This window comes from Salmonella sp. 32120201201600049SM (genome assembly GCF_017572835.1).
Lineage (GTDB): Bacteria > Pseudomonadota > Gammaproteobacteria > Enterobacterales > Enterobacteriaceae > Salmonella > Salmonella enterica.
Genome location: NZ_JAGESA010000004.1, coordinates 135,324 through 147,512 on the forward strand (window position 1 = coordinate 135,324; position 12,189 = coordinate 147,512).

At 55.6% G+C, this 12,189-nt stretch carries 11 protein-coding genes; 8 read left to right on the plus strand and 3 right to left on the minus strand.

The window, feature by feature from the left end:
- The first annotated feature begins 64 nt into the window (after positions 1-64).
- Together radA and nadR are read left to right on the plus strand one after the other, a co-directional pair.
- On the plus strand, positions 65-1,447 hold the full coding sequence (gene radA, locus J4650_RS11320; protein WP_001029710.1) for a DNA repair protein RadA: 1,383 nt from the start codon (positions 65-67) through the stop codon (positions 1,445-1,447).
- Between the two features lie 150 nt (positions 1,448-1,597).
- Positions 1,598-2,830 carry a multifunctional transcriptional regulator/nicotinamide-nucleotide adenylyltransferase/ribosylnicotinamide kinase NadR gene (gene nadR, locus J4650_RS11325; RefSeq protein ID WP_001532645.1) on the plus strand — a complete coding sequence of 411 codons (1,233 nt, stop codon included), beginning with the start codon at positions 1,598-1,600 and terminating at the stop codon, positions 2,828-2,830.
- Between the two features lie 117 nt (positions 2,831-2,947).
- On the opposite strand, the gene ettA is transcribed toward nadR, so the two are convergent.
- Entirely contained in the window at positions 2,948-4,615 is a 1,668-nt protein-coding gene (gene ettA, locus J4650_RS11330) for an energy-dependent translational throttle protein EttA (protein WP_000046770.1), read from the minus strand.
- A gap of 208 nt (positions 4,616-4,823) precedes the next feature.
- Between ettA and sltY the strand changes: the two genes are divergently transcribed.
- Together sltY and trpR are read left to right on the plus strand one after the other, a co-directional pair.
- Positions 4,824-6,761 carry a murein transglycosylase gene (gene sltY / locus J4650_RS11335; RefSeq protein WP_000373271.1) on the plus strand — a complete coding sequence of 646 codons (1,938 nt, stop codon included), beginning with the start codon at positions 4,824-4,826 and terminating at the stop codon, positions 6,759-6,761.
- A gap of 57 nt (positions 6,762-6,818) precedes the next feature.
- A complete protein-coding gene (trpR, locus tag J4650_RS11340; protein WP_000192003.1) occupies positions 6,819-7,145 on the plus strand; it encodes a trp operon repressor in 327 nt (108 codons plus the stop codon).
- 100 nt (positions 7,146-7,245) lie between these two features.
- Here the strand turns inward: trpR and yjjX are convergent, their stop codons facing one another.
- A complete protein-coding gene (gene yjjX, locus J4650_RS11345) occupies positions 7,246-7,761 on the minus strand; it encodes an inosine/xanthosine triphosphatase (protein ID WP_000554310.1) in 516 nt (171 codons plus the stop codon).
- Positions 7,762-7,809: 48 nt separating this feature from the next.
- Here yjjX and gpmB point away from each other — a divergent pair, with 48 nt between their 5' ends.
- On the plus strand, positions 7,810-8,457 hold the full coding sequence (gpmB, locus tag J4650_RS11350) for a 2,3-diphosphoglycerate-dependent phosphoglycerate mutase GpmB (protein WP_000942363.1): 648 nt from the start codon (positions 7,810-7,812) through the stop codon (positions 8,455-8,457).
- On the opposite strand, the gene robA is transcribed toward gpmB, so the two are convergent.
- Positions 8,454-9,323, minus strand: a complete 870-nt coding sequence (gene robA / locus J4650_RS11355; protein WP_000371685.1) for an MDR efflux pump AcrAB transcriptional activator RobA — start codon at positions 9,321-9,323, stop codon at positions 8,454-8,456. The two genes, gpmB and robA, sit on opposite strands and share 4 nt — an antisense overlap.
- Positions 9,324-9,534: 211 nt before the next feature.
- Between robA and creA the strand changes: the two genes are divergently transcribed.
- From creA to creC, 3 genes are read left to right on the plus strand one after another with little or no spacing between them, the layout of a single operon-like run.
- On the plus strand, positions 9,535-10,008 hold the full coding sequence (gene creA / locus J4650_RS11360; protein ID WP_023993830.1) for a protein CreA: 474 nt from the start codon (positions 9,535-9,537) through the stop codon (positions 10,006-10,008).
- A 12-nt stretch (positions 10,009-10,020) separates the two neighbouring features.
- Positions 10,021-10,710, plus strand: coding sequence for a two-component system response regulator CreB (creB, locus tag J4650_RS11365; RefSeq protein ID WP_001187046.1), 690 nt, complete (start codon positions 10,021-10,023; stop codon positions 10,708-10,710).
- Entirely contained in the window at positions 10,710-12,134 is a 1,425-nt protein-coding gene (creC, locus tag J4650_RS11370) for a two-component system sensor histidine kinase CreC (protein WP_001728172.1), read from the plus strand. Before creB ends, creC begins: the two co-directional genes overlap by 1 nt.
- The last annotated feature ends 55 nt before the right edge of the window (positions 12,135-12,189 follow it).

The window sequence follows — 12,189 nt, forward strand, 5'->3', positions numbered from 1 at the left end:
GGCGACCGTAGGCCGGATAAGCGCCAGCGCCATCCGGCAACAGCGTTAACGAAAGAGGTAAAACGTGGCAAAAGCTCCAAAACGCGCCTTTGTTTGTAATGAATGTGGTGCCGATTACCCACGCTGGCAGGGGCAGTGCAGCGCCTGCCATGCCTGGAACACCATTACCGAGGTGCGCCTTGCCGCGTCGCCGACGGTGGCGCGTAACGAACGTCTGAGCGGATACGCCGGCAGTGCGGGCGTATCAAAAGTGCAGAAACTGTCTGACATCAGTCTTGAGGAACTGCCGCGCTTTTCTACCGGTTTTAAAGAGTTTGACCGCGTGCTGGGCGGCGGGGTGGTACCCGGCAGCGCCATTTTGATTGGCGGTAACCCCGGCGCGGGCAAATCAACCTTGCTGCTGCAAACGCTGTGCAAGCTCGCCGAGCAGATGAAAACGCTGTACGTCACCGGCGAAGAGTCGCTACAGCAGGTGGCGATGCGCGCGCACCGTCTCGGCCTGCCGACGGCGAATCTGAATATGCTCTCCGAAACCAGCATCGAACAAATTTGCCTGATTGCCGAAGAAGAACAGCCGAAACTGATGGTGATCGACTCCATACAGGTGATGCATATGGCGGACATCCAGTCGTCGCCAGGCAGCGTCGCCCAGGTCCGTGAAACGGCAGCCTACCTGACGCGCTTCGCCAAAACGCGCGGCGTGGCGATCGTGATGGTCGGCCACGTCACCAAAGACGGGTCGCTGGCGGGGCCGAAAGTGCTGGAACACTGTATCGATTGCTCAGTATTGCTCGACGGCGACGCCGATTCTCGTTTCCGCACGCTGCGCAGCCACAAAAACCGCTTTGGCGCAGTCAATGAGCTGGGCGTCTTCGCCATGACCGAACAGGGGTTGCGCGAAGTGAGCAATCCGTCCGCCATCTTTTTAAGCCGCGGCGATGAGGTCACTTCCGGCAGTTCAGTGATGGTCGTCTGGGAAGGCACGCGACCGTTGCTGGTGGAGATTCAGGCGCTGGTCGATCACTCGATGATGGCGAACCCCAGACGCGTGGCGGTCGGTCTGGAACAAAACCGTCTGGCAATCCTGCTGGCGGTGCTGCACCGACACGGCGGTCTGCAAATGTCGGATCAGGACGTCTTCGTCAACGTGGTCGGCGGCGTGAAAGTCACCGAAACCAGCGCGGATCTGGCTTTACTGCTGGCGATGGTCTCCAGCCTGCGTGACAGGCCGTTGCCGCAGGATCTGGTGGTGTTTGGCGAAGTGGGGCTGGCAGGCGAGATTCGTCCGGTGCCGAGCGGGCAGGAGCGTATTTCCGAGGCGGCGAAACACGGTTTTCGTCGGGCGATTGTGCCTGCCGCCAACGTACCGAAAAAGCCGCCGGAAGGAATGCAGGTGTTCGGTGTTAAAAAGCTCGCAGATGCGTTAAGCGTGTTTGACGACTTATAATTCTCTGTATGTAGTGATGTTGTATAATTTGCCGGATGGCGACGCAATGCGTCTTATCCGGCCTACGGATTGATACGGATTGATGTTGTAGGCCTGATAAGCGAAGCGCCATCAGGCAGTGTTATGCGATTTTTCCAGCAGGAGGCTCTTGTGTCATCGTTCGACTATCTCAAAACCGCGATTAAGCAGCAAGGTTGCACTCTGCAACAGGTGGCTGACGCCAGCGGTATGACCAAGGGGTATCTGAGTCAGTTACTTAACGCCAAAATCAAAAGCCCCAGCGCGCAAAAACTGGAGGCGCTACACCGTTTTCTCGGGCTGGAGTTTCCCCGCCGACAGAAAAACATTGGCGTGGTGTTCGGTAAATTTTATCCATTGCATACCGGACACATCTACTTGATCCAGCGCGCCTGTAGCCAGGTGGATGAGTTGCACATCATTATGGGATATGACGATACGCGCGACCGCGGGCTGTTTGAGGATAGCGCCATGTCGCAGCAGCCCACCGTGTCGGATCGCCTGCGCTGGTTGCTGCAAACCTTCAAATACCAAAAAAATATTCGCATCCACGCCTTTAATGAAGAGGGGATGGAGCCTTATCCGCATGGCTGGGACGTCTGGAGCAACGGCATTAAAGCGTTTATGGCAGAGAAGGGAATACAGCCGAGCTGGATCTACACTTCCGAAGAGGCTGATGCGCCGCAGTACCTTGAGCATTTAGGGATTGAGACGGTGCTGGTCGATCCTGAACGCACGTTTATGAATATCAGCGGGGCGCAAATCCGCGAAAATCCGTTTCGTTACTGGGAATATATTCCTACCGAAGTGAAGCCGTTTTTCGTGCGTACCGTCGCGATTCTGGGCGGGGAATCAAGCGGCAAGTCTACGCTGGTCAATAAGCTCGCCAATATTTTTAATACCACCAGCGCCTGGGAATATGGCCGCGACTATGTCTTTTCGCATCTGGGCGGCGATGAGATGGCGTTACAGTATTCCGACTACGATAAAATTGCGCTGGGTCATGCGCAATATATTGATTTCGCAGTAAAATATGCGAATAAAGTGGCGTTTATCGATACCGATTTCGTCACCACCCAGGCATTTTGCAAAAAATACGAAGGGCGCGAGCATCCCTTTGTCCAGGCGCTGATCGACGAGTATCGCTTCGACCTGGTGATTTTGCTGGAGAATAATACGCCGTGGATAGCTGACGGACTGCGAAGCCTGGGCAGTTCAGTGGATCGCAAAGCGTTCCAGAACCTGCTGGTCGAGATGCTGAAAGAAAACAACATTGAGTTCGTTCACGTTAAAGAGGCTGATTACGATGGCCGCTTTTTGCGCTGTGTGGAACTGGTGAAAGAGATGATGGGCGAGCAGGGATAAGAACCAATGCCTGATGCGACGCTTACCGCGTCTTATCAGGCCTACAGTTTCACAACGTACTGGAATCGCTGGGTTTGTAGGCCGGGTAAGCGCAAGCGCCACCCGGCATTCAGACATTTATTTGGCAATACGCTTGTACTTGATACGCTTCGGCTCCAGCGCCTCGGCGCCCAGCGTGCGTTTCTTGTACTCTTCGTATTCGGTAAAGTTGCCTTCGAAGAATTCCACCTTACCTTCGTCCTGATAATCCAGGATGTGGGTGGCGATACGGTCAAGGAACCAACGGTCGTGCGAGATAACCATCGCGCAGCCAGGGAACTCCAGCAGGGCGTTTTCCAGCGCGCGCAGGGTTTCGATATCCAGGTCGTTCGTCGGTTCGTCGAGCAGCAGGACGTTGCCGCCCACCTGCAGCAGCTTCGCCAGGTGCAAACGACCGCGCTCACCGCCGGACAGTTCGCCAACGCGTTTGCCCTGATCGACGCCTTTGAAGTTGAAGCGGCCTACATAGGCGCGGCTTGGCATTTCGGTATTGCCGATCTTCATGATATCCAGCCCGCCGGACACTTCTTCCCAGACGGTTTTGCTGTTGTCCATCGCGTCGCGGAACTGATCGACCGAGGCCAGCTTGACGGTTTCACCCAGCGTAATGGTGCCGCTATCAGGCTGCTCCTGACCGGACATCATGCGGAACAGGGTCGATTTACCCGCGCCGTTTGGCCCGATGATCCCGACGATAGCGCCTTTCGGTACCGAGAAGCTCAGGTCGTCGATCAGTACGCGGTCGCCGTAGGATTTACGCAGGTTGCTGACTTCAATGACTTTGTCGCCCAGACGCGGTCCTGGTGGAATAAACAGTTCGTTGGTTTCGTTACGTTTCTGATACTCAACGCTGTTCAGTTCTTCAAAGCGAGCCAGACGCGCCTTACCTTTCGACTGACGGCCTTTCGCGCCCTGACGCACCCACTCCAGCTCTTTCTCAATGGATTTACGGCGCGCCGCTTCGGCAGACGCTTCCTGCGCCAGACGCTGATCTTTCTGCTCCAGCCAGGAGGAGTAGTTGCCTTCCCACGGAATACCTTCGCCGCGGTCAAGTTCCAGAATCCAACCGGCAACGTTATCGAGGAAGTAACGGTCGTGGGTAATCGCCACGACGGTGCCTTCGAAGTCGTGCAGGAAACGTTCCAGCCACGCAACAGATTCGGCATCCAGGTGGTTGGTGGGTTCGTCGAGCAGCAGCATATCCGGCTTTTCCAGCAACAGACGGCACAGCGCCACGCGACGGCGCTCGCCGCCGGACAGTTTTTCGACTTTGGCATCCCAGTCCGGCAGACGCAGAGCGTCAGCTGCGCGCTCAAGCTGCACGTTCAGATTATGACCGTCGTGCGCCTGGATAATCTCTTCAAGCCGGCCTTGCTCTGCGGCCAGCTTGTCGAAGTCGGCATCCGGATCGGCGTACAGCGCGTACACTTCATCCAGACGTTTGAGGGCGTTAACCACTTCCGAAACGGCCTCTTCAATCGACTCGCGTACCGTGTGTTCCGGGTTTAGCTGAGGTTCCTGCGGCAGGTAGCCAATCTTAATGCCGGGCTGCGGGCGCGCTTCACCCTCGATATCTTTATCGAGACCCGCCATGATGCGCAGCAGGGTAGACTTACCGGCGCCGTTAAGGCCCAGCACGCCGATTTTGGCGCCAGGGAAGAAGCTCAGCGAGATGTTTTTCAGAATATGACGTTTCGGCGGAACCACTTTGCCGACACGATGCATGGTATAAACGAATTGAGCCACGTTGGACTTCGCCTCTATGTTTATCGTGATGGTGAATAGATTTCAAAGGCGAAGTGTAGCCTTTTTCCCTGCCTAAGCCCAGCCAGCAGATCGCACTCGCAATAAAAGTAAAAAAGTGTCCGTAACGTGGCGCAAATGGCTATGACTGGTTAGCATAAATTCATTACGCGGCATGATGCTGCATTGGATAACAATTGAGGAAGAGCTTGTGGATAGAGCCAAACCATTTGTCTGGCGTCTCGTCGCCGCCAGCGTATGCCTGCTGACCTTTTGTCACCTCGCGCGGGCCGACTCACTGGAAGAGCAGCGTAACCGCTATGCGCAGATTAAGCAGGCCTGGGACAACCGCCAGATGGATGTGGTAGAGCAGATGATGCCGGGTCTGAAAGATTATCCGCTCTACCCGTATCTGGAATACCGTAAGATCACCGACGATTTGATGAACCAACCGGCGATTGCTGTCACGCAGTTTGTGCGCGCCAATCCTACGCTTCCGCCTGCGCGTACGCTGCAATCACGCTTCGTCAATGAGCTGGCGCGTCGTGAAGACTGGCGCGGCTTGCTGGCGTTTAGCCCGGAGAAACCCGGCACCACGGAAGCGCAATGTAACTATTACTACGCGAAATGGAGTACCGGGCAAACGGAAGCGGCCTGGCAGGGCGCGAAAGACCTTTGGCTGACCGGCAAAAGTCAGCCGAATGCCTGCGATAAACTGTTCAGCGTTTGGCGGGCCTCCGGCAAGCAAGACCCGCTGGCGTACCTGGAACGTATTCGGCTGGCGATGAAAGCCGGGAATACGGGTTTGGTTACGGTGCTGGCCGGACAGATGCCGGCGGAATATCAAACGATCGCCTCAGCGATCATTACCCTCGCTAATGACCCTAATAACGTGTTGACCTTCGCACGCACCACTGGCGCCACCGATTTTACCCGCCAGATGGCGGAAGTCGCGTTTGCCAGCGTCGCCCGCCAGGACGCGGAAAATGCGCGTCTGATGATCCCCTCGCTGGTACAGGCGCAGAAACTTAATGAGGAACAAACGCAGGCGCTGCGCGATATCGTTGCCTGGCGACTGATGGGCAACGATGTGACCGATGCGCAGGCGAAATGGCGCGATGACGCGATTATGCGCTCGCAATCGACGTCGCTTATCGAACGGCGCGTGCGCATGGCGCTGGGGATGGGCGATCGTCGCGGTCTCAATACCTGGCTTGCCCGACTGCCAATGGAGGCGAAAGAGAAAGACGAGTGGCGTTACTGGCAGGCGGATTTATTGCTGGAGCGCGGTCGTGACGCCGAAGCGAAAGAGATCCTTCATGCTTTAATGCAGAAGCGCGGTTTTTATCCGATGGTCGCAGCGCAGCGTTTAGGCGAAGAGTACACGCTTAAAATCGATAAAGCGCCCGCCAACGTAAACAGCGCGTTGACGCAGGGGCCGGAGATGGCGCGTGTACGGGAGCTGATGTACTGGAACCTGGATAACACGGCGCGCAGCGAATGGGCGAATCTGGTAAAAAGCCGTAGTAAATCTGAACAGGCGCAGCTGGCGCGCTATGCGTTTAACCAGCACTGGTGGGATCTGAGCGTACAGGCGACGATCGCCGGAAAACTGTGGGATCATCTGGAGGAGCGTTTCCCGCTGGCGTATAACGATCTTTTTACCCGCTATACCCGCGGAAAAGATATCTCACAAAGCTATGCCATGGCGATTGCCCGCCAGGAGAGCGCCTGGAACCCGAAAGTAAAATCGCCGGTAGGGGCCAGCGGCTTAATGCAGATTATGCCGGGAACGGCCACCCATACGGTGAAAATGTTTTCGATTCCGGACTACCGCGGCCCCGGTCAACTGCTGGAGCCGGAGACCAACATCAACATTGGCACCAGCTATTTGCAGTATGTCTATCAGCAGTTTGGTAATAACCGTATTTTCGCCTCGGCGGCGTATAACGCCGGGCCGGGGCGCGTGCGCACCTGGCTTGGCAATAGCGCCGGGCGTATCGATGCCGTAGCGTTTGTCGAAAGCATTCCCTTTTCGGAAACGCGCGGCTACGTGAAAAACGTTCTGGCCTATGACGCTTACTATCGCCACTTTATGGGGCAGAAAGAGGCCTTAATGAGCGACTCTGAGTGGCAGCAACGGTATTAATGCAGACGGGTTATGTTATCATTTGTACTCGTGTAACAGTACAAACGGCGGTATAACATGACCCAGCATTCCCCTTATTCATCGGCTATCGCCGAACAACGTAATCAGGAGTGGCTTCGTTTTGTGGAGTTACTCCGTCAGGCATATGCAGAGGATCTGCATCTGCCTTTATTACAACTGATGCTTACGCCGGACGAGCGTGAAGCGCTGGGAACGCGCGTGCGCATTATTGAGGAGTTGTTGCGTGGCGAAATGAGCCAGCGCGAGTTGAAAACCGAGCTGGGGGCGGGCATCGCCACCATCACGCGCGGGTCAAACAGCCTGAAATCCGCGCCGGTTGAACTGCGTCATTGGCTTGAGAACGTACTGCTGAAAAACGCCTGATTTGCTTGTAGGCCGGATAAGGCGAAGCGGCCATCCGGCAACATCGCGCGAAATGCCTGATGGCGCTGTGCTTATCAGGCCTACAACATAGCGCAAATAATTATCGATACACAGCGTTATGAAACGGGCTTAACGCCAGAATCACCGCCTGGTAGTAAACGCTGGAGCGCGTTAATTTTCCGGCGGTAAATACGCCAATGGCGCCCTCTTTGCGACCAATCTCGTCAATACCGGTATAGTGGGACATCACCGGGCCAAGCGCTTCTCCCTGGCGGACTCTGTCGAGAATGACGGCGGGCAGCGGCAGCGTGGCCGATCGCGCTTCACCGCGCTGAACGCCGTTATCAATCACCACCCAACTGAAGGTGGCATCATCGTCAATTCCGGCTTCAATGGCTACCCAGAAATCAGCTTGTGGATGCAGGCGTCGCGCATTATCCACGCGATTTCGTGCGCCAGCACGCGTTTCCTCGCTTCCGAAGGGCTGCTCCGGTACGCCGCTCTCGACGGCGACGGGCGTAATATGGCACGATCCTTCGCCGAAAATCTCTTCAAATGCCTGTAGAATTGCCTGAATTTTGGCAGGATTGGTGGTCGCAGAGATAACCTGGTGCATAATTAAGCTCAGTTTTAAAAATTTATCGCAGTATAACGGAAAAAAAACATGTTACAGGTATACCTTGTTCGCCACGGTGAAACGCAGTGGAACGCCGAGCGACGTATTCAGGGACAATCGGACAGTCCCCTGACAGCAAAAGGCGAGCAGCAGGCCATGCAGGTAGGAGAACGCGCCCGCAGCCTCGGCATCACCCATATCATCAGCAGCGATTTAGGCCGCACAAAACGCACGGCGGAGATTATCGCCCAGGCGTGCGGGTGTGATATTACCTTTGACTCCCGCCTGCGCGAGCTGGATATGGGCGTGCTGGAAAAGCGCCAGATCGATTCGCTGACGGAAGAAGAAGAGGGCTGGCGTCGTCAGTTAGTCAACGGCACGCAGGATGGTCGTATTCCCGGTGGGGAATCGATGCAGGAGTTGAGCGATCGCGTTCATGCCGCGCTGGCGTCCTGTCTGGAGCTACCGCAGGGCAGCCGACCTTTATTGGTCAGTCACGGTATCGCGTTGGGCTGTCTGGTCAGTACTATACTGGGACTACCCGCCTGGGCGGAACGCCGGTTACGTTTGCGCAACTGCTCTATTTCCCGCATCGATTACCAGGAAAGTCAGTGGCTGGCGTCTGGGTGGGTGGTAGAAACCGCAGGGGACGTTTCGCATCTGGACGCCCCTGCATTGGATGAGCTACAGCGTTAACGGCGAATCGGGATCAGAAATTCGCAGCGCAGGTTGATAGGGCGATCGCCGGTTTTGGTATCTTCTGACGGATAGTATCGCTCTATATCCTGCCCTTTACGACGGGTCAGATTCAGCATTGGCATACAGGTGCCGTAAACGGTCAGGATAAAATCCTGCACGCCGGTTCCTAACCCTTCATAGGTGAACATGACGTATTCACCGCCCTGCAACAGCACAGGATGCGCCGACTGAACATAGCCATCGGCCTGCTCTTGCGGCAGTGCGGTGGTATAGAATACTTCCTGCTCATCGTCTTTCTCCATGCTGGGGCGCGTTTCATTAAGCCCATAAAGCACTGGCGGAATAGTTGGCGAATGACCGAGGAAATCATGCCAGAATTGCACGCGCATTTCGTGGCGGAAGTCGGAAATCTGTTCCAGCGAGCAGGAATAGCTCTGCGTGACGCCAAGGAGCGGCGTATCTTCCAGCGTAACGAACTGATGTTCCGGCACGGTAAACTCGCCCAGCCGTAATGGCGGGCGAATGCCAAAGGCGCTCCATTCCGAGGAGCGACGATACAGCGCTGGCGTCTGGGAAAACTGTTTCTTAAAGGCGCGCGTAAAGGTTTGCTGAGAATCGAAGCGGTACTGAAGAGCAATATCCAGAATTGGACGCGCGGTCAAACGCAGCGCCACTGCTGATTTCGATAAACGACGGGCGCGGATGTAAGCGCCAATGGCGTGGCCCGTCACGTCCTTAAACATTCTCTGCAGGTGCCACTTGGAATAGCCTGCTTTTGCCGCCACATTGTCAAGTGACAGCGGCTGATCCAGATGACCTTCCAGCCAGATTAACAGGTCGCGAATTATGCCAGCCTGATCCATAAAATATCCCCATCCTTTCAACAACGAGCACCCGATATCAGGTAAGAGGATAATAGCATTTTTTGTTCTTTTAGCATTCAGTGTTTTTTTTGAGCTTAAATGCTTTTTTTAGGCAACGTGACAGGTAATTATTCTAATCCTGTGATCTATAACCATTTTATTTTAGAATGTCTAATAATTACGCAATGTAACTTTTATGAATGGTAACAATATGAAATACAAGAGCTTAGTACTTTTCTCAATTTTGTTGCTGCTGGGGCAGAGCGCCCGCGCGGAACAAATTGGTTCAGTCGATACGGTATTTAAAATGTTCGGTTCTGACCATAAAATCGTGGTGGAAGCTTTTGACGATCCTGATGTCAAAAACGTGACGTGCTATGTTAGCCGGGCGAAAACGGGCGGCATAAAAGGCGGATTAGGGCTGGCGGAAGATACGTCTGACGCCGCTATCTCTTGCCAGCAGGTCGGGCCTATTGAACTGAGCGACAAAATTAAGAACGGCAAGGCGCAGGGAGAGGTGGTTTTCAAAAAACGCACCTCATTGATATTTAAGTCATTGCAGGTCGTGCGTTTCTATGATGAGAAACGCAACACGCTGGCGTATCTGGCCTACTCCGACAAAGTAGTCGACGGGTCGCCGAAGAACGCCATCAGCGCGGTGCCGGTCATGCCGTGGCGACAATAACAGGGAAAGAGTATGCAGCAACCGCAGGTCTGGTTAGTCGAGGATGAACAGGGAATCGCCGATACGCTCATCTACACCCTGCAACTGGAAGGGTTTACCGTTGAGCTATTCGCTCGCGGGCTGCCCGCGCTGGAAAAAGCGCGTCAGCAACGGCCGGATGCGGTGATTCTCGATGTGGGACTACCGGATATCAGCGGCTTTGAGCTGTGTCGGCAGTTGCTGGAACGCCATCCTGCGCTGCCGATTCTTTTCCTGACTGCCCGTAGCGATGAAGTGGATCGATTGCTTGGTCTGGAGATCGGCGCAGATGATTATGTCGCCAAGCCGTTCTCGCCGCGCGAAGTGAGCGCCCGCGTGCGCACGCTGCTGCGCCGGGTGAAAAAGTTTGCTGCGCCGTCGCCGGTGGTGCGTACCGGACATTTTGAACTCAATGAACCGGCGGCGCAGATCGCCTGGTTTGGTACGCCGCTCTCGCTGACGCGTTATGAGTTTCTGCTCCTTAAAACCCTGCTGCTGTCGCCGGAGCGCGTGTACTCGCGCCAGCAATTGATGGATATTGTCTGGTCTGATGCCCAGGAGACCTTCGATCGGACGGTCGATACACACATCAAAACCCTGCGCGCTAAGCTACGCGCGATCAACCCGGATCTCTCGCCAATTAACACGCATCGTGGAATGGGATACAGCCTGAGGAGCGTCTGATGCGCATCGGAATGCGTTTGCTGCTGGGCTACTTTCTTATTGTCGCTGTCGCCGCCGTGTTTGTGCTGTCTATCTTTGTTCAGGAGATAAAGCCGGGCGTCCGCCGCGCGACGGAAGGGACGCTGATTGACACCGCAACGCTGCTGGCGGCGCTGGCCCGCGACGATCTCCTTTCCGGCAACCCGACTGACGGCCAGTTGGCGAAAGCATTCGCCCAGCTGCAACATCGCCCGTTTCGCGCCAATATCAGCGGGATCGTCAAAGTGCGTAATGAATACCATGTCTACATGACGGATGCGCAGGGGAAGGTGTTGTTTGATTCGGAAAACAAAGCGGTGGGGCAGGATTATTCTCGCTGGAATGACGTCTGGCTTACGCTGCGCGGACAGTATGGCGCCCGCAGCACGGCAAAAGATGCTGCCGATCCCAATAGCACGGTGATGTACGTAGCCGCGCCGATAATCAGCGATGGACGGATTATCGGTGTCCTGTCTGTCGGTAAACCGAATGCGGCAATGGCGCCGGTGATTAAGCGCAGCGAACGGCGCATTCTGTGGGCCAGCGCCGTTTTACTGGGGATTGCGCTGGCGATTGGCGCGGGGATGGTCTGGTGGATTAACCGCTCCATCGCCCGGTTGACGCGCTATGCGGATTCCGTCACCGAAAACCGCCCGCTTGCGTTACCTGCATTAGGCAGCAGCGAGCTGCGTAAACTGGCGCAGGCGCTGGAGAGTATGCGCATTAAGCTGGAAGGCAAGAATGACATTGAGCAGTATGTGTATGCGTTGACTCATGAGCTGAAAAGTCCGCTGGCGGCGATACGCGGCGCGGCGGAGATTCTGCGTGAAGGACCGCCCGCGGATGTGGTTACCCGCTTTACAGAGAATATACTGGCGCAAAATACACGAATGCAGGCGCTGGTAGAAACCCTGCTGCGCCAGGCGCGGCTGGAAAACCGACAGGATATCCCTCTCGCGCCGGTTGCTGTTGATGAGCTATTTACGCAGCTTAGCGAGGCGCGCAGTATTCAGTTGGCGGCAAAAAAGATCACGCTTACTTTACGGCCTTCCTCGCTGGTTGTCGTCGCCGACGCGGAGCTTCTGGCGCAGGCGCTGGGCAATGTGTTGGACAATGCCATCGACTTTACGCCTGAAAATGGCGTTATCACATTAAGCGCTCAGCCGATGGGGGAGAAAGCGATCCTGCAGGTGACGGATTCCGGCTGTGGTATTCCTGATTTTGCGCTGCCGCGCATTTTCGACCGATTCTATTCGTTGCCCCGTGAAAACGGGCGTAAAAGCAGCGGGCTTGGGCTGGCGTTTGTCAGCGAGGCGGCGCGGCTCCTCAACGGTGAGGTGACGTTGTGCAACCGTCCCGAAGGCGGCGTGCTGGCCTCGTTGACACTTCACCGTCACTTCACATAACTTCAAATTCTCCCCACATCGCGTTCTTACACTGCTGGCATTGCAAAGGAGAACG